Annotated in this window: 15 protein-coding genes and 2 tRNA genes; 5 read left to right on the top strand and 12 right to left on the bottom strand. The window is 52.5% G+C overall.

The window, feature by feature from the left end; translation table 11 throughout:
* Window positions 1-84: 84 nt before the first annotated feature.
* Window positions 85-1,602, bottom strand: coding sequence for a signal recognition particle protein (gene ffh / locus AC5L4R_RS07275; RefSeq protein WP_494473161.1), 1,518 nt, complete (start codon window positions 1,600-1,602; stop codon window positions 85-87).
* A 267-nt stretch (window positions 1,603-1,869) separates the two neighbouring features.
* Between ffh and AC5L4R_RS07270 the strand changes: the two genes are divergently transcribed.
* Entirely contained in the window at window positions 1,870-2,670 is an 801-nt protein-coding gene (locus AC5L4R_RS07270) for a cytochrome C assembly family protein (protein WP_494473211.1), read from the top strand.
* 20 nt (window positions 2,671-2,690) lie between these two features.
* On the opposite strand, the gene AC5L4R_RS07265 is transcribed toward AC5L4R_RS07270, so the two are convergent.
* The 5 genes from AC5L4R_RS07265 to ppx all read right to left on the bottom strand — a co-directional run bounded on the left by AC5L4R_RS07265 (window position 2,691) and on the right by ppx (window position 8,186).
* Complete coding sequence (locus AC5L4R_RS07265) at window positions 2,691-3,326, bottom strand: YggT family protein (RefSeq protein ID WP_494473162.1); 636 nt, start codon at window positions 3,324-3,326, stop codon at window positions 2,691-2,693.
* Window positions 3,323-4,216, bottom strand: coding sequence for a pyrroline-5-carboxylate reductase (gene proC / locus AC5L4R_RS07260; RefSeq protein WP_494473163.1), 894 nt, complete (start codon window positions 4,214-4,216; stop codon window positions 3,323-3,325). The genes AC5L4R_RS07265 and proC overlap by 4 nt, the downstream gene beginning before the upstream one ends.
* Window positions 4,217-4,349: 133 nt before the next feature.
* Window positions 4,350-5,750, bottom strand: coding sequence for a tRNA lysidine(34) synthetase TilS (gene tilS, locus AC5L4R_RS07255; RefSeq protein ID WP_494473164.1), 1,401 nt, complete (start codon window positions 5,748-5,750; stop codon window positions 4,350-4,352).
* Window positions 5,751-5,784: 34 nt separating this feature from the next.
* Window positions 5,785-6,627, bottom strand: a complete 843-nt coding sequence (locus AC5L4R_RS07250; RefSeq protein WP_494473165.1) for an acetyl-CoA carboxylase carboxyltransferase subunit alpha — start codon at window positions 6,625-6,627, stop codon at window positions 5,785-5,787.
* Window positions 6,627-8,186: an exopolyphosphatase gene (ppx, locus tag AC5L4R_RS07245; RefSeq protein WP_494473166.1), complete on the bottom strand. Its 1,560-nt coding sequence runs from the start codon at window positions 8,184-8,186 to the stop codon at window positions 6,627-6,629. The genes AC5L4R_RS07250 and ppx overlap by 1 nt, the downstream gene beginning before the upstream one ends.
* Before the next feature lie 264 nt (window positions 8,187-8,450).
* On the opposite strand from ppx, the gene trxA reads away from it, so the two are divergent.
* Both trxA and rho read left to right on the top strand, forming a co-directional pair.
* A complete protein-coding gene (trxA, locus tag AC5L4R_RS07240; RefSeq protein WP_494473167.1) occupies window positions 8,451-8,774 on the top strand; it encodes a thioredoxin in 324 nt (107 codons plus the stop codon).
* A 563-nt stretch (window positions 8,775-9,337) separates the two neighbouring features.
* Window positions 9,338-10,606, top strand: a complete 1,269-nt coding sequence (gene rho, locus AC5L4R_RS07235) for a transcription termination factor Rho (protein ID WP_494473168.1) — start codon at window positions 9,338-9,340, stop codon at window positions 10,604-10,606.
* Window positions 10,607-10,679: 73 nt separating this feature from the next.
* On the opposite strand, the gene ypfJ is transcribed toward rho, so the two are convergent.
* From ypfJ to AC5L4R_RS07210, 5 genes are all read right to left on the bottom strand, one after another.
* On the bottom strand, window positions 10,680-11,561 hold the full coding sequence (gene ypfJ / locus AC5L4R_RS07230; RefSeq protein WP_494473169.1) for a KPN_02809 family neutral zinc metallopeptidase: 882 nt from the start codon (window positions 11,559-11,561) through the stop codon (window positions 10,680-10,682).
* A 268-nt stretch (window positions 11,562-11,829) separates the two neighbouring features.
* A complete protein-coding gene (locus AC5L4R_RS07225; RefSeq protein ID WP_494473170.1) occupies window positions 11,830-12,306 on the bottom strand; it encodes a hypothetical protein in 477 nt (158 codons plus the stop codon).
* 164 nt (window positions 12,307-12,470) lie between these two features.
* Entirely contained in the window at window positions 12,471-14,045 is a 1,575-nt protein-coding gene (lnt, locus tag AC5L4R_RS07220) for an apolipoprotein N-acyltransferase (RefSeq protein ID WP_494473171.1), read from the bottom strand.
* Window positions 14,046-14,121: 76 nt separating this feature from the next.
* Window positions 14,122-15,054: a CBS domain-containing protein gene (locus AC5L4R_RS07215; protein WP_494473172.1), complete on the bottom strand. Its 933-nt coding sequence runs from the start codon at window positions 15,052-15,054 to the stop codon at window positions 14,122-14,124.
* Window positions 15,055-15,157: 103 nt separating this feature from the next.
* Window positions 15,158-15,790, bottom strand: coding sequence for a DedA family protein (locus AC5L4R_RS07210; RefSeq protein ID WP_494473173.1), 633 nt, complete (start codon window positions 15,788-15,790; stop codon window positions 15,158-15,160).
* A gap of 313 nt (window positions 15,791-16,103) precedes the next feature.
* Here AC5L4R_RS07210 and AC5L4R_RS07205 point away from each other — a divergent pair.
* Window positions 16,104-16,179, top strand: a tRNA-Ala gene (locus AC5L4R_RS07205).
* A gap of 78 nt (window positions 16,180-16,257) precedes the next feature.
* Window positions 16,258-16,333 (top strand) — tRNA-Glu (locus tag AC5L4R_RS07200).
* Window positions 16,334-16,452: 119 nt separating this feature from the next.
* On the opposite strand, the gene AC5L4R_RS07195 is transcribed toward AC5L4R_RS07200, so the two are convergent.
* Window positions 16,453-18,576 carry a bifunctional 2',3'-cyclic-nucleotide 2'-phosphodiesterase/3'-nucleotidase gene (locus AC5L4R_RS07195; RefSeq protein WP_494473174.1) on the bottom strand — a complete coding sequence of 708 codons (2,124 nt, stop codon included), beginning with the start codon at window positions 18,574-18,576 and terminating at the stop codon, window positions 16,453-16,455.
* Window positions 18,577-18,609: the final 33 nt, after the last annotated feature.

Below are 18,609 nucleotides of genomic sequence, written 5' to 3'. Positions count from 1 at the left end.
TTTGGCTCAATACACGCTATCATTTAGCACCAACTATTGGGCTTTTATTGCCCAACTGATGGCTTGTATCACGGTTTTAACGGCTTAAAACCGTGTTTTAAAGCGCGGTTTGTTGGGGCTTGTTGGCAAGTTTGGCGTGCTACCATTGCCCAAATTAACACCTGCGTTGGGCATGGTTGGCATTTGCACCGCGCTGCCGTCGGCCGCTGGTTGGTTACCGCCAAACAACGGGCCGCCACCACCGCCCATACCTTTGGCAAGCCCTTGTACGGCTTTCATCATGCGCTCGATGCCGCTTGGGTCTGCCAGCATTTTCATCATTTTTGCCATCTGTTTGTGTTGTTTGAGCAGTTGATTGACGTGCTGCACCTCTTTGCCTGCACCTGCGGCGATGCGACGTTTGCGGCTGGGGTTGATTTTGTCAGGGTTGCGCCGTTCATACGGGGTCATTGAGTGAATCAGCGCTTCCATTTCTTTGATTTTGTCTTCGGGGCGTGATTCTTCGATTGCCTTTTGTACCTCAGCGTTGCTCATGCCTGGCATTTTGTCCAAAAAGCCTGCCATACCGCCCAAATTACGCATTTGCTGAAATTGGGTCAGCAAGTCCTCAAGGTCAAATTCACCGCCTTTTTGGATTTTTTGCGCCATTTTTTCGGCTTTTTCGCGGTCAATTTTTTGCTCAACCTCTTCAACCAACGACAGCACATCGCCCATGCCCAAGATACGCTGCGCGATACGTTCAGGATGAAAGGGCTCAAGCGCGTCCAGTTTTTCTCCACGTCCCAAAAACTTAATGGGTTTGCCTGTGATGGCCCGCACCGACAACGCCGCGCCACCACGCGCATCACCGTCGGTTTTGGTCAAAATCACGCCTGTGAGCGGCAAGGCATCGTTGAAGGCTTTGGCGGTGTTGGCGGCATCCTGTCCTGTCATGGCATCGACAACAAACAGTGTCTCAGACGGATTGACGGCGGCGGTGAGTGCTTTGATTTCGGCCATCATTGCGTCATCGATGTGTAGCCGCCCTGCTGTGTCGATGATAAGGATATCTTGGTACTGGATTTTTGCCTGCTCAATGGCGCGTTGGGCAATGGCAATCGGGTCTTCGCTGGCATCCGATGGCACAAAGCTTGCGCCTACTTGACTGGCAACTTGCTCAAGCTGCTTGATGGCGGCAGGGCGATACACGTCTGCCGATACCAGCATGACTTTTTTCTTGTGTTTGGTTTGTAGTAGTTTGGCTAGTTTGCCTGCGGTGGTGGTTTTGCCCGCGCCTTGTAGGCCTGCCAGCAAATAGACAACAGGCGGCTTGCCAGTCATCTCAAGGCTTTGGTTGGCACTGCCCATCATGTCGGTCAGTTCGTCATAGACGATTTTGACAAACGCTTGCCCCGGTGCAAGCTCTTTGAGCACGGCCTGTCCCAACGCTTTTTCTTTGACACGGGCGACAAAATCGCGCGTAACAGGCAAGGCAACATCGGCTTCTAACAACGCCATGCGCACCTCGCGCAAGGTGTCTTTGATGTTGTCTTCGGTCAGTTGCCCCGTGCCTGAGATGTTGCGTAGGCTGGTGGATAGGCGTTCGGTGAGCGTCTCAAACATAACACGTCCTAACTGGTTGCAATCTAAAGAAATTTTTGCCGATACTGGCGCACACGTTTGCCAGCAGGCTTGTCATTTAAGCGGCAATATTTTGCTATTTTATGCCAAAAATGCCAAAAATGCCAAAACTGCTAATGATTTGCTGCTAAAATAGTACGTTATACGGCGTTTTCAATGGCGATGGGCAAGCCAATCTGCCCCACGCGCCACACAATAACGCGCCGATGGCAAACAATAAGGATTTGGCAAAATCGGGTTGTGATGATGATGACAGCGGTGTGGTGGGTTTGCTTGGTGTGCTATGGCTTGGCGACGGGTTATGTCGTCAAAGGCTTGCTACGCGGACAGCCATTGGCAAAAACATGGGTACTGGGGCTGACGGCAGTGGGCTTGCTGGCACACGCGGCGGTACTGTATCCCAAAATTGTCACAGCGTTTGGTTTAAACTTCAACCTATACAACGTGTTGTCGCTCACATCGTGGTTGGTGTTGCTATTTTATCTGGGGTTTTGCCTGCTGCGCCCCATCGTCGCACTTGGGGTGTTGGCATTGCCGCTAGCATTGGGCGGGGCGATGGTGGGCTATCTTGCCGATGCACCGTATCATGCGATTTATCAACTCTCGCCGATGTTGCAAGCGCATATCGTGGCTTCGATTGCGGCGTATTGCCTACTTGTGATGGCGGCGGTGCAAGCGGTGGTGCTACGCTTACAAATTGCTGAACTTAAGCGCGTGCGTGAGCATCCGCTGTGGGTCAATCGCCTGCCTGCACTACAAAGCATGGAAGCGTTGTTGTTTGATATGATTGGCGTGGGTTTTGTGCTGCTGACGGTCGCGCTGGGGCTTGGCTTTGCTGATACCACAAACTTACTGACGCAGCATTTGACCCACAAGACGGTGTTTAGTGTGTTGTCGTGGTTGGTGTTTGGGGCGTTGCTTATTGGGCATTGGCGGTATGGCTGGCGCGGCGCGCGCGCGGCAAATATGACGCTATACGGCGTGGCACTGTTGGCAATCGCGTTTATTGGCACTAAGTTTGTGCTTGAGGTGGTGCTGCAGCGCGGCTGATTTTTTAACTTTTAAACAACTTAAGTCAGCGTCAGCAAATACACCGCAGTTGCTTGTACCACCATTTCAACCAACGTAATAGCAAAAAATCCAATCATCGGTGCAAAATCCAACATCCCCGTGGCAGGCAACAGCTTACGAAACGGTGCGATAATCGGCTGAGTTAGCTGCTCAATCATGGCAAACGCAGGCGGCATTTTATTGCTAAAAAACACCACCCAACTGACCAAAAATGACGCGATAATCAAGTAGCGGCACATACGCAAAAAATCCAGCACCAGCGTCACCAAGGTGACAAACACCAGCATAAACGGTGAAAAATAACGGTGCAAATGCTCAACCATCTTGAGGTTAAAGTCATTCATCTGAAACCAGCCAATATACTGGCTATCCCAATTAAGCACTTGCAGAACACCCCAAATAAAAATCAAGCGCAGCAATGCCATGAGCGCCAGCGCAGCGGTGTTGATTCTGCCATCCAACCACGTCGGAAAAATCCGCCCAAACACATCCACCACACGGGTAAGGCGATAAATCACACGGGCAAACGGCTGCTTGGTCTCAACCTCCGCAAATTGCAGCATAAAGCGCACAAACAGCAGCAGCATGACGCTGCCGACAACGATGTCAAATAACCCTGCGATAATACCAGTCATGACGGCGTGCCTGTTAAGGTGGAGGTGGGTTTAGATGTGGTTGCGCCAAGCTCTTGGCTGATTTGCTGCGATCGTGTGGCACAAGCGTGCATCGCCTGTGCAATCGCCTGTCCAACATTTGCATCATCAAAAGCAGCAATCGCCGCTTGCGTTGTGCCGTTGGGTGAGGTGACTTTTTGGCGCAAAGTGGTCGGGGTGTCGGTGTGTTGGTGGTGGCTTTTGGCGGCCATGTGCGCTGCACCCACGGCGGTTTGTAGCGCAAGCGCTGCGGCATCGGCGGCATTGAGCCCCATCGCCTCGCCTGTGGCTATCATGTGCTCAAGCAGATAAAACACATACGCAGGCGCAGAGCCCGAAATCGCTGTGGCAGCGTGCAGCAAGTTTTCATCTGCCAGCCAGCGCACCAACCCAACGGCGGATAACAGCCGCTCAGCAAGTGCGCGTTGCTCGGCCGTCACACCGTCATCGGCATACAAGGCCGTTGCGCCTTGCTGAATCATGGCAGGTGTATTGGGCATGGCGCGCACGATTGCCACTGGCGCACCCAACCAATCCTTGAGCGTGGCAAGCGCGATGCCTGCGGCAATCGAAATCACCAACTGCCTATCCCACACACCTTGCAATGGTGTCAGCACGGCTTGCAGTACCTGTGGCTTGACCGCCAACACCACAACATCAGCGGCATGGACAGCAGCTGGCGTTTGCCCTGCGCCGGCCGCATAAGTGTGCACGCCCTGTGCAGCCAAATCGGCAAGCTTAGCGGTGTCCGTATCGGCAACGTGCAAGCAATCTGCAGGGTGACCTTGGGCAAGCAGCCCTGTGATTAACGCCTGCGCCATGTTACCGCCGCCGACAAAGGCAATGCGCGTGGGCAAAATCGGTTGTGCCATCGGTGAGTACGCCTTTTATGTTTAAAATTTTTTTGCAATCAATCGGTTAAAGCACCCAGCATCGGGCAACCATGAACCCCATCAAAGTAGCACAGGCAAGTTTAGCATAAGTTGGGCAAAAAAATAGCGATTTTCAACCGACGATTGCCGAACGCGCGTCTGCCGCATCAGCGAGCCAAATCAGCCGCTTGGGTAGCCACAACGCGCGCGCTTGGCCATCCGCTTCCACCACCCACAGCAAATCGCGCTGCCAACTTGGGATGGCAAGGCGTTGGCAGAGTTTTTTGAGCGGCTCATGAAAGGGCTTGCCTTGTCGGCAAAAACGCTCGCCCGTGTTGGGGCGGCGTAGGCGAAATGTGGCGTAAAAATCGGGCGTTGGGTTAAGCGTTGCCAACATGGCCGCCACCGCCGCGTGTGCCTGTGCGCTATCTGTCCAACGCGCGTGTTCGGTACTATAATCAGCCGCCAGCCGATACAGTGTGTTGTGATATCGTCGCACACTCACGCCTTGCCAATGGATTTGGTTTTGCGGTGACAGCCTGTGCGCATCATCTAAGCCCAGTAGTGCGACGATTTGCGTAATGACCTGTCGTGGTGGCGCGTACGGTTGGTGCTGGGCAAGCCACAGGCGCAACAGCGCGCGCACCCGTGGCAGCGGCAAATCCGCCACCTGTGCGATGTCTAACCGCGATTGGCTTGGTGTCCAGTCCGCCGCATCACCTGCCAGCAGGCACACCGCCAAATCCTGCTCGGCCTGCGTATGGACAATGTATTCTGCATCGGCAAGATTGGCACTGGTGCGCGTCAAATTGTCCAATAAACCGCCAAATTCGGCATTGAGCAGCGGTAACACTTGCGCGCGCAACCACGCACGGCGGTTGTGCGTACCGATGTTGGTTGGGTCATCGACATACGGCAAGGCATGGGCATGAGCATACGCGCTAATCGTCTCACGGCTGACGGCAAGCAGCGGTCGCCACAGCAGCAGCGGCACGCCAAATTCATGCTGCACACTCACCGCGCGCATACCCACAAGCCCACGCAAGCCCGTACCTTGGCACAGATTGAGCAGCAAGGTTTCGGCATGGTCATCGGCATGATGCGCCAATGCCAGTACGGGCGGCGCGGCGGCGGTATGGTTGGTTTGTAGCCAATTGGCCAAGGCGTGGTAACGCGCTTGGCGGGCGGTCTGTTCATTGATTTGCGCCCCGTCGGCCGCTTGCCAATCCAACGTCAAGCTGGTGCACGGCAACGCTCGCGCCTTGCAAAACGCTTCAACCTGTCGTTGCCACGCATCGCTCATCGTTTGCAAGCGGTGATTGACGTGCAGCACATGCAAGCTGAGCGTTAAGGCCGTTCTTAACTGACACACAACGTCCAGCAGCGCCAGCGAATCACGCCCACCGCTACAAGCGACGTAAATACACGGCGGCGGTACTTGGTCAAACTGGGCATAAAACGGCAACAGCTGATGGTGGTAGCTATCGGCAACGGTGTGGCAAAGCTCGATGGTCGGTGGGGTATGCGCAGACAAATTTTTTTAAAAACGGCAAATAGTTGAGAATCGTTTACATCAAGATGGGTGTTTGCCCGATGGTTGAATTGTACGTCATGAGTTTGGCGTAGCGCTGGTTGAGCCGTTCAGCGTTTGGCATAGCTTGCAAATGATCAAGCTGGGCACGTAATGCTTCGTGTAACGCGCTGATGGTCACCGCGCTGTCGATATGCGCCCCTGCCCCCTCGCTGATGACGTTATCAATCAGCCCAAGCCTTGCCAAATCCTCGGCAGTAAGCTTGAGCGCGGCACTGGCTTTGGGGGCTTGCTCGGCAGTTTTCCACAGAATCGACGCGCAGCCCTCGGGCGATATCACCGAATAAATACTATTTTCTAGCATATTGACCCGATCGGCCACGCCCAGCGCCAGCGCACCGCCTGAGCCACCCTCACCGATGATGGTCGCTATCGTTGGCACATTGATGCCAGCAAACACGGCCAAACACTCGGCAATCGCTTGCGCCTGACCGCGCTCCTCTGCGCCCACACCGGGGTACGCGCCTTGCGTGTCAATAAAGGTAAGCACAGGGATGCCAAAGCGTTCGGCAAGTTTGATAAGCCGCACCACCTTGCGGTAGCCCTCAGGATGCGCCATGCCAAAGTTGTGCTCAATACGCTCGCGCGTGCTGCGTCCACGGTGCTGCCCAATCAGCATCACCGCTTGCCCATCAAACGTCGCAAGCCCGCCCAAAATCGCCTTGTCATCACCAAACACGCGGTCGCCTTGCAGGATGTCAAACTCGCCAAACAACGCAGCGACATAATCCAAAAACAACGGGCGTTTGGCATGGCGCGCCAGCTGTACCTTTTGCCACACACGCTCAGCGGCTTGGGCTTGGTTGTCGGTGGCGGTCATCAGCTTGCCTCAGCCGATGCGTGTGGCTGGCCTTGGCTGCTTGACGATGCGTTCAACGCCTCGATGGTTAAATGCATGTGCCATTTTTGCCAAGCTTCGGCTTCATCGTGCAAATCACCTATCAGCATGCCACCGCTATCGCTGTCATCATCTAACGCCAGCGTCCAATGCGTTTCATCTTGGACACTAAGGCGTAAGGCAAATTCATCTTGCTTGCTGCGATTGTGGTGCAAAATCACCGCCAACCTAAGCAGCAGTGTCAAATACACCAAACTATCACCGCCGACCATTTTGACCTCGTCATAGCCTTCGATTTTAAGCTTGCGCCGATGATGCAGCACAAGCTGCGCCATACGGGTTTTATCAACTTGTGAAAAACCGTCAATATCCGAATTTTGCAGCAAATACGCGCTGTGGCGATGGTAGCTGCTGTGGCTAATCGCCAGGCCAATCTCGTGCAAATACGCGGCACGGCGTAGCAAATCCGCGTCCTCATCGTCCAATCCCAGCCGATTTTTGACTTGGTCAAACAGTAATTGCGCGGTTTTGACCACGCGTTTGGCTTGTTTTTTGTCCACCGAATAGCGCACCATCAATGCCTGTACACTGCGGTCACGCACATCTTCACTGGCAAAACGCCCAAGCATGTCATACATCACGCCTTCACGCAGTGCGCCGTCAGAGTAGCGAATGGTCTCAATGCCCAACACACTCATGGCAGCAAGCAGCACCGCCACCCCAGCAGGCAGCACCGCCTTGCGCGTGTCTTTGACATCGGCAAAACTGATATCATTGACGTGTTTGGTTTTAATCAACAAACGTTGTAGCTCTTTGACCCCGTGCAAGGTGATGCGCTCTTGCTCATCGGCAAGCCCCAGTTGCAGCAAAATCTGATTGACCGCCTTAATCGTACCGCTTGAGCCCGTCACACTGTCCCAGCCCGTTTTTTGGTACAAACGGCTGATGCTCAGCACCTCTTTGCGCGCCGCCGCCATCGCCTTGTCAAAGCCTTTGTCGGTGATATGCCCATCTGCAAAAAACGCCTTGGTAAACGCCACGCAGCCCATTTGCAGGCTTTCGGTCAAAATCGGATCAAAACCCTTGCCGATAATAAATTCCGTTGAGCCGCCGCCAATATCAATCACCAACCGCTTGTCTGTACTGGCGTTGGTATGCGACACCCCCAAATAAATCAGCCGCGCCTCTTCACGCCCTGCAATCACCTCAAGCGGTTTGGGTAAAATCTGATTGGCGCGCGTGATAAACTCATCGGCATTTTTGGCTTGGCGCAAGGCATTGGTCGCCACAATCCGCAGCCTCTGCGGCGACACCGCATCAAGCCGCCCAACAAACCGCGCCAGACAATCTAGCCCGCGCTGCTGCGCTTCTTCCGACAAATAATTGTTGTCATCCAGCCCTGCCGCCAGCTGGACTTTTTCTGACATCGAGGCAAGCTTACGCACCTCTCGATGATCAAGCCGCGCAATCGCAAGATGAAAACTGTTTGAGCCAATATCAATGGCGGCCATCAGCTCATTATCAGCAAGTAAATCGGGCATACGGTTGCTTATTCCAGTCGCTTGTCAAATCAAAATACGGCTTTGCCGCCAAAATTCCTTTATTTTACGCATTTTCGCCCAGCGGTGACAAGCAGTTTTGCCAAGCGCATGGCATTTGGTCGGCTTATTGATTTTTTAAAACCTCATGATTGGTTTTATACCATGCCAAACAGCCTGTTAGGCTTGTTTTTTGTTGTACGCACCCCATATCAAACCCAGCAAGATTTTTACGTTCAATTTTTTAATTTTAAAAAGGAAAAAACGATGTCTGGCGTAGTTCATGCAGGTGAAGACACCTTTGAAAAAGCGGTATTGCAATCTGACGTACCCGTGTTGGTCGATTTTTGGGCACAATGGTGCGGTCCTTGTAAAGCCATTGCACCGATTTTGGACGACTTAGCCGCTGACTATGGCGACAAAGTGCGTATCGTCAAAATCGACGTTGATGCCAACCCCAATCTTGCCGCCCAATACGGCATTCGCAGCATTCCAACGCTGTTTGTCTTCAAAAATGGCGAAAAAGTTGATAACGTGGTTGGTTTGCAGCAAAAACCACAATTGGCCGCGCTACTGGACAAACATCTATAAGCCTGCGGCAGACGCTCATAGCTGCCTAGCCAAAAGCACTGATTGACAAACCAAAAAGCAAACGGTCGTTGTATGACGTTTGCTTTTTGGTTTTTTTAACACCGCCTATCGCCAAATACTTGACAAATTTGGCACGCTTACCGTATAGTGTAGCCCACGATACCGCGTAGCTTTTTGCCAACAGGTTGGCACAAGCACATTATGACAAAAAGCGGTATTGGCAAGGGTACATCTACCCCATCGCTCAAGGCAATGTTGCCTTGTCTGTGTATTTTGGTTGGTCACTCCTCGGCTTGGTGCGCAATGATTTGCGGACACTGTGGCTTTAGGGATTGCTCAATCTGGCATTCTTTTCTTAATTATTCTACGTTTACGCCGTTGATGGTGCAAAAGCTGTGGCAGGCTGCATGACCTTCATGCGATGCCCAACTGTGTGTTGCGATGTCGGCGGTTGTCTTGGATTTGGTTGGGTGTAATTTGGCAGGCGTATCGCGCATGGTCAAAGTTAGCGAATCTGATTTTCTAAAGCCTTTAAAATCCTTGTATCATCATGTAGTTACCGTATGAATCTGACCGAACTTAAACGAAAATCCGTTGCCGAATTACTTGCCATTGCCCAACAAATGGGCTTAGACAACATGGCGCGTAGCCGCAAGCAAGACATCATTTTTGCGATTTTAAAAACCCATGCGCGTAACGGCGAAGCCATCTATGGCGATGGCGTGCTTGAAATTTTGCCCGATGGGTTTGGCTTTTTGCGTTCTTCAGAAGGCTCTTATTTGGCAGGCCCTGACGATATCTATGTCAGCCCCAGCCAAATTCGGCGTTTTAACCTACAAACTGGCGACTCTATCGCAGGCACGATTCGCCCGCCCAAAGACTCTGAGCGTTATTTTGCCTTGCTCAAGGTCAATGAAATCAACTTTGATACGCCTGACCGCTCACGCCACAAGCTGATTTTTGAGAACCTTACGCCATTATTCCCCACCCAGCAGCTAAAGCTTGAGCTTGGCAACGGCACGACCGAGGACTTGACGGGGCGAATCATTGATTTAATCGCGCCAATTGGTAAGGGACAGCGTTCAATCATCGTTGCACCCCCCAAAGCAGGTAAAACCGTGCTGCTGCAGTCCATCGCACAGTCAATCACGCGCAACAACCCTGAAGTATATCTGATTGTGCTGCTGATTGACGAACGCCCCGAGGAAGTCACCGAGATGCAGCGCACCGTGCGTGGGGAGGTGGTTGCCTCAACGTTTGACGAGCCGCCTGCGCGACACGTGCAGGTTGCCGAGATGGTCATCGAAAAAGCCAAACGCTTGGTTGAGCACAAACAAGACGTGGTGATTTTGCTTGACTCCATCACCCGTTTGGCACGTGCTTACAACACGGTGATTCCATCATCGGGCAAGGTGCTGACAGGCGGTGTGGATGCCAACGCGCTGGAGCGTCCCAAACGCTTTTTTGGGGCAGCGCGCAACATTGAGGAAGGCGGTAGCTTAACAATTATCTCCACGGCGCTGATTGACACAGGCAGCCGCATGGACAACGTGATTTTTGAAGAGTTTAAAGGCACGGGCAACCAAGAAATCACCCTTGAGCGTGAAATTGCCGAAAAACGTGTATTCCCTGCCATCAACATCAAAAAATCAGGCACACGCCGTGAAGAGCGTTTGATGGATGAAGCCATGCTGCGCAAGGTCTGGATTTTGCGTAAGCTGTTGCACCCGATGGATGAAATCCAAGCCACCGAATTTTTACTTGAAAAACTCAAAGACTCAAAAACCAATGACGAATTCTTTGAGCAAATGACACGCAAAGACAAAAGCTAGCTTCTAAGTCAAAACGGTCTTAAAAAAGGGCGTATATTTGCCCTTTTTGCGGCCTGTGATTTGGCAAAACCGACTAAATCCCACTGCTAAAGGTGTCACAATCGGCAAGGTTGCCGTTTTTCAAACCGCGTGAAAACCACGTCATGCGCTGCTCACTGGTGCCGTGGGTAAAGCTATCGGGCACGACGGCGCGGCCTGCCGCTTGAGCCAAGCGGTCATCGCCAATTTGGTGCGCCGCTTGCATTGCCTCTTGGATGTCGCCTTCTTCCAAAAAGTGTACGCGCTGCTCGTTGCGGTTTGCCCACACGCCTGCAAAACAATCCGCTTGCAACTCTTGACGGACGGACAGATTGTTGGCTTGGGCTTTTGACACGGTGCGGCTGGCTTCGCTGACTTTTGCGCTGATACCCAGCAAGTTTTGCACGTGGTGGCCAACTTCGTGCGCGATGACATACGCTTCGGCAAAGTCGCCTGCGCTGTTGCGGTTTTGCGCATCACCTGAGCCTTGGATATCCCCCGTAATGCCCAGTTGTTGGCGCATTTCTTGGAAAAACGACGTGTCTAGATACACGCGTTGATCGGCAGGGCAATAAAACGGCCCTGTGGCAGAGGTCGCGCTACCACAGCCTGAGCGCACGCTACCGCTAAACAAAATCATCTTGGGTTCACGGTATTGCATACCGTTTTCGGCAAATACTTGTTGCCACACCGCTTCGGTATCTGCCAATACCACCGAGGCAAAGCGTTGGTCGCGGGTGGCGTTTTCATTGTCCAGTGGGCGCGTTTGCTGGCTGCCTGCACCTGTCACCGCGCGGCTGGTTTGCATGGCGGTCATCGGGTCCATACCAAACACCAGCCACAAAATCCCACCCAAAATCAATGTACCGATACCACCGCCTGCCGCCGCACCGCCGATGCCGACGTTAGAACTGCCCTGTCTGCCTTCCCATTTCATAGTTTTTTGCCTTTACTGTCGTTGGCTCTGGTGTGCCATTTGGCTATTGCGCCATTTGGTTTATGCCGCTAGGCTTGTTGCCTACCTACCATGGCCCATCATCAAAATTTTGCTGCCAGTTTAAATTAAACTTCAGCAATTTACTAGCCGCTGCAACCGATGCGATACAAACCCACGAAAAAACCCCAGCTGGGCTGAGGTTTATCACGTGATATTGGCTGCATGTCTTTAGCAGTATTGCGCGGTTACCCTTCGGGGCAGACAGCCGTTATTTGGCCGTATCAACCGCAGAGGCGACAGGCGGTGCAACATCGGGGAGCGCGCCCGTATTTTCTTTGATTTCGCCCTTGGCTTCAGCGGTTGAGGCGTTGCGCTCATTGATGGTTGATTGCTCAGCGGCAGCGGTTGGCTCGCTGGCAGGGGTCATCACGGCGTTGTCTGGGCTTGCGACACTGGTATTGGGCGCAGATACGGTGGTGCTGTCTGTTGGCACGGTGACCGCATCAGTGGTGCTAACGGCAGAGGCTTCCACCGCTTGGGCAACGCTCATTGGTGTGCTGGCAACACCTGAGCTGGCTGCTTCGGCATTGAGTTTTGCCACGTCAATGTGTTGCCCTGCAGGGCGCAGATAGCTAGCTAAGCCGATAAGCAGCACGATTGATGCAAATGCCAACACCCCAACCAACGTCATGATGAGTTCGTTTTTGGTGTTTTTTTCTACCACGTCATGATGTTGATGCGCCATTACTTTCTCCCAACCTGTGCGCCGTCACGCTACAACTGGTGTAAATATTTAATCTAAAAATAGCCAAAACGTTACGCTATTATATGTCAGTTTGTTGCTATTATATAGCAAAATTTTTGAAAGTGCGACAATACCTTAACCAAAGTGGGGAGATGCCCGTGAGATTAGCGCAGGCGTGCGCGCGAATGACGCTGACCAAATGCACTCATCACAACCAACAGGGCGCTAAGTAACAACACAGGGTAGCTACCCCAACGCATAAATGGTGTATCACCTTGCCGTGGATGCACCTCACCGCGTAAGACAACGCGTTTAAATTGTGGCGCACGCGCGACGATTCGCCCGTTGTGATCAATGATGGCGGTCACGCCCGTATTGGTTGCGCGGATGAACCAGCGTCCCGTCTCCAACGCGCGCATTTGCACCATTTGTAAGTGTTGCAGCGGACCTGCCGACGTACCAAACCATGCGTCATTGGATACGGTCAGCAAAAAATTGCTGCCGCGCGCGTTGTGACGGGTGGTGTCAGGGTAAGCGACTTCATAACACACCGCCACGCCCACGCGCTGGTTTTTGACCGCAAGCGGTGGTTGGTTGGGCGCACCTGCGCGAAAACTCATCTCACCGCCCATCAGATTGGGCAATAGCCAGTTGAGCGCGCCCTCAAACGGGATGTACTCCCCAACAGGCACCAGATTTTGTTTTTTATACAAGCCTTTGGCATCCGCGCCCAGCGCAATTACGCTGTTATAAAATGGCTCATAGGCATCGGTTTGTGGGTTGTATTCAGCCACATCAAGGTAGGGCACGCCCGTCAGCCACGCGGTGTTGTGCTGTTTGGCAATACGGGCAACCTGACTGATAAACGGCATGGCATCGGTCTGGAGCATCGGGATTGAGGACTCTGGCCACAATACGATATCACGCCCCCATTCGGTTTTGCTTAGACCAGCATAAATCGCCAATGTTTGGATTTGGTATTCTTGCAGCCATTTTAAATCTTGCGGAATGTTGCCTTGGATCAATGACACCGACAGCGGCCGCGCATCCGTTGGCGTTGTCCATGACGGCGCGCGCCAATACAGCGCGACACTTGCCAACAGACTCACCGCCACGGGCAACAAAAAATGATAACGGCGGCGTGCCGCCTCAACCACACTTGCCGACGCAAGTACCGACAAAAACGACAGCGCAAACACGCCAAACACGGGCGCAAGGCTGGCGAGCCACGCCTGCTCCGTGTACGCATAGCCGACAAACAGCCACGGAAAGCCCGTAAACAGCCACGTCTTGAGCCACTCTTGTAACACCCACAACGCGGCAAAGGCAAACGGCTGTTTGCCCAAACGGTTAAACACCAATGCCAGCACCGCATGAAACAGCCCCATGACCGCGCCCATGCCGGCAATCAGCACCAGTGCAAGCCATGTTGGCGTATCGCCATAGGTGTGAATCGAGGTGTACAGCCAAAATGCGCCAACGCACCACAGCCCCATGCCATACGCCTCACCGAGCCAAAACGCACGCGCGTTTGACTGGTGGGGCAACAGCAGCGCGTACAGCAGCGCAGGCGACAGCAGTGCCACACCCCACACACCATACGGCGCAAGCGCGAACACAAACACCGCACCTGCCAGCCACGCCAACAACAAATGTGCCAGCACTCTGCCACGGGTGGGCGGTTGCTCATGGGTATTGACCAACCGCTTATGGCGTAAGGTTTGCGTGGTTATGCGCATAAATCTGTTACCGCAGTCATTGCCGCCGCACCTGCATTGGGCGTTGGCGTATCGGTGCTATCACAACGTATTGCCATCACAACGCATCAGCCTCGGGCGGCGGAAAATCTTTTACCAACTCAATGGCTTGAATAAAGCGGTCTTGTGCTGTCAGCACCGTCAAGCGGCAATTATCCACATACACCGTCTGCCCGAGCACCTCATGGACATCGCCCAAGTGCTGCATGACCAGTCCACCCATCGTGGTGACATCCTCGGTATCAAACGTCGTGCCCAGCTGCTCGTTGCACTCCGTAATCGGTGTTAAAGACTGGATAATCCAGCAGTCTTTGCCCAGTGCCGCGCCACCTGCCGCTGCAGGCACAATGTGATACATCGAACTGTCTTCGCCCAAGTCATCGTGCTCATCGACAATATCACCGACGATCTCCTCAAGCAAATCCTCCATCGTCACCACGCCTGCGGTATTGCCAAACTCATCAATCACAATCGCCATGTGCATTTGGTGTTTTTGAAACAGGCGCAGCAGGTTGTCTGAACGCGCATTTTCGCTAACATAAATCGGCTGACGCACCCAATCCATGACGTTAAAACTGCTTATCGCCTCACCGCTGTCCGCTTGACGGATTTGGGCGGCTTGTACCAAATACGGGATGACATCCTTGGTCACCAAAATACCTTTGACGGTTTCTTGCTGATTGTTCGGGTCTTGCCCAAACACAGGGTAACGCGAATGGGTAGTCTCAACAAACACCGCCATGATATCGGCAAGGTTTTGCTTTTCGTTAAAGCTGACCACATGGCTGATGGGGGTCATGATTTCATGCACCAAGGTGGCAGGCAAATCCAGCACCCCCTCAAGCATATCGACGGTATCGGGCTCCAAAAATTTGCGCGAATCATGCACCAATTTGACCAGTTCGTCACGGGTTTCGGGCGCGGTGGACAACCAGCGTTTGAGTCCCCGTGACCAACTACTGCCCGACGGGCTTGCGTTGTCGTCTGACATACGACGTACGACCTCTTATGGCAAAAGATTTTTCAACCATACCGCAAGCCTAGACGGAATGCAAGCGCGATTTTTTAACCATGTAATTAGGGCAAAAACCAACCTAGGCCTTAGATTTAGACCACGCGCGCGCAATCTCAATCAGCATAGGCAATACGGAAATCGCAATAATCGCCAACAAAATCCAAGAAAAATGCGTTTTGACAAACGGCAACTGCCCAAAAAAATACCCCAACAAGCTAAACAGCGTCACCCACACCACCGCACCAACGGCGTTATAACGCACAAAATACCCATACGACATCTGCCCCATGCCTGCAACAAACGGCGCAAACGTGCGCACAATCGGGATAAACCGCGCTATCACCACCGTCCGTCCGCCATATTTAGCAAAATACTGCTCGGTTTTGTGCAAATAACTTTGGCGAAAAATCCGCGAGTTGGGATTGGCAAACAGCCTGCGCCCGTAATGCTTACCGATTTCAAAATTCAGCCAATCGCCAAGGATTGCCGCGACAATCAACGTGCCAATCAGCGCAACAATGTTCATCCCCCCCACCGCAGCAATCGCACCTGCCGCAAACAGCATTGAATCACCGGGCAAAAATGGCATCACCACCAGCCCCGTCTCACAAAACACAATCACAAACAAAATGGCATAAATCCACGCGCCATATTGCGCCACCAGCGCCTCAAGGTGCGCACCGATATGCAAAATAAAATCAATCAACGCCATAGTGGTTTTACTCGTCCCTGTCAAAAATTTGCCAACATCGCATCAATCAAAACGACTGCTTGCCAAGACCTGCCAAAACTTGCGCCATTATAGCAGGCTATGGCGGATGCTCTAACCGTTTAAACACACGCATTGCCCCAATATGCGTGCCAAAAACTTGCCAAATTGGCTCATAGCGCGGTGATGATAAATTTTTTTCGATTGGTGCTTGACAAGCTTGGCACGATTCTATAAAATACGCGCACTCTTAGGCAATGGATTTAAGATTGGTGTTGGGTGACATACCGCATGAGCCCAAACACTCCCAAATATCGGGGCTATAGCTCAGTTGGTAGAGCACTACAATGGCATTGTAGGGGTCAGCGGTTCGACTCCGCTTAGCTCCACCAAATTTTAAATCCACTTAAAGTAAGCTGACATTTTGGCATTTAATTTGTGTCTAAAATTATTTGGCTGCTTTTGTTTGCGTCCCCATCGTCTAGAGGCCTAGGACATCGCCCTTTCACGGCGGTAACCGGGGTTCGAATCCCCGTGGGGACGCCACTTATTCCAAAATCGCTCATCTTGTCAAGATGGGCGATTTTTTTTGTCATCAACCAAAGTACGGTTTCAACAAAAATCCCCCACGCCAGCGTGAGGGATTTTTTTTGTGTGCGACAGGCTTATTTACTCAAGTCGATTTGATAATCGGCCAAACCTTTGCCTTGTCCGTCGTCACTGTTGAGTTGAGTGACGTTGTTGATGCCCGCAGCTTTGGCAAGCTCGATTTTGTTCGGTGCAGATTTGAACAACACAGGGCCTTGGGTGATGACTTTGGTGAAGTGCCAGCTGCGCGCGCTGCCGTTTTGGGCGCGGGTTAGGTTTTTGACAGCTTTGATGTGGTCAATCAATACGTCGCGGTTGGCATCTGGCGCAGAATAGATAGTCTTGCCGTCAGCGATACCTGCGTATTTGCTCAAACCTGAGGCGCGGTAGTTGTTGGTTGCGATGATGAAGTTGGCGTTGTCTGCCATCGGCTGGCCTTTATAGGTCAAGTTTTTGATACGACTGCCGACGGGTTGGGTGACATCGATTTCATAATGCACGTCTGGTGTGGTGAAGATGTCGAAGTTGTAACCTGGGAACGTGCTGGTTAGGTATTGGTTGTCTTTTTTGCTTGGGTCGATGTGGTTAAAGCGTTTGGCGGCGTTTTCCAACCATTTTTTGATGTCGCTGCCTGTGACCAGCACTGCTGATACGGTGTTGGGGTACAAGTACAGGTCGGCGGCATTGTTGATGGCAACGTCACCTTGGGCAACATCGGTGAAGTCATTTGCGCCAGCGTAACCGCTCTTAAACGGTGCGCTCACTGACAACACAGGCACGCCTTTGTATTGCGGCAAGTTGGCGTTGATGTAGTCGGCAACGTAGTTGGCTTGTGCCTGATTGACGATTTGAATGGCAGATACGTCACCCACGTCAGCAAAGTAGCTGGTCATCGGGAAATTGGTCATGCCAATTGGGGTTTTGACGTAGTTGATGGTGGCTTGGTGAGCATCGGCAACCAGTTTGCTGACAGTTGGGTCAGCGGCGACGTAGGTTTTGTCGGCGTTTTGGATGTTGCGTAGTTCAACGTGGGTCGCGTCTTTTTTGACGTGCCATTGTTTGCCATCATAGACAAGATTTAGTTGAATCACGCCCAAGCTTCTGCCCCATTGGTTGGCCATGGTGGCAGGTACGCCATGGATAGTGCCTTTTTCTTTGTCCACGCCTGCCGCGTCCCAGTTGGGGTTGGTGCTGTTTTTGTCAGGGAAAGACTGGTGCGAGTGCCCCATGAACAGCGCGTCAATGCCCGGTACTTGCGCGATGTAGTAGCTGGCGTTTTCCATGGTTGGGCTGTAGCCTGAGGTGTCAAGCCCACCGTGTGACAAGGCAACGACGATATCCGCGCCTTCTTGGCGCATTTGTGGCACGTATTTTTCTGCCATTTCTTTTGCGCCTTGGGTGGTGACTTTGCCTTCTAGCCAGTTTTTGTCCCATGTCATGATGCCAGGGGTGGTAAAGCCGATGACACCAATTTTGATGGGTACTTGTACCTTGCTGCCGTCGGGTTTGGTTGCGGTGAAGGTTTTGGTGATGATTTGGTATGGCTTAAACAATGGCTGCCCGCTCTTGACGCTCCACACATTCGACAAGACCAACGGGAAGTTAGGACCTTGGCAGGGCTTGGCGCGGTTGGTCACGCCATCGACGTTAAACTGGCTGCCTGTGACTTGGTTTAGGAAGTCTAAGCCGTAGTTGAATTCGTGGTTGCCAATCGTACCTGCGTCAAATTTTAAGTCATTCATGACTTTGTAAATCGCCAAAGTGTCTTCGCATTTGACGGGGTTGATGACGGCTTGGTAGTCGGCAAGCGCGGTGCCTTGAATGGTGTCGCCGTTGTCGAATAGCAGGTTGTTGGGGTATTGTTCACGCGCTTGTTTGATTAAGGTGGCGGTGCGCTCAAGCCCCAGTGATTTGTCTTCTGCCAGTTTGTAGTAGTCGTAGCTTAGGATATTGGTGTGTAGGTCGGTGGTCTCAAGCAGGGCCAAGTTTAAGCTGGTGTTGGCAGGTGTGGTGTTGGCGTTAGGGTTGTCTGTGTTGGTGTTATCGGCAGGTTGTACGGCAACGATTTTGGTTTCGTTGTCGTCATCGTTACACGCGGTCAGCCCAACCGCGAGCAGCAGACTTGGTACACCGATGTGCAAGGCTTGGCGCACCGCGCGGCGCAAGGTGGTTGGGCGATTGAGGGTGATGTTTAAATTCATGGGGTTTCCTGTTTTTGGTTAGGGTTTTTATCA

This window comes from Faucicola sp. SE7633 (assembly GCF_059264685.1).
This window is presented reverse-complemented; position numbering and strand designations above follow the sequence as displayed.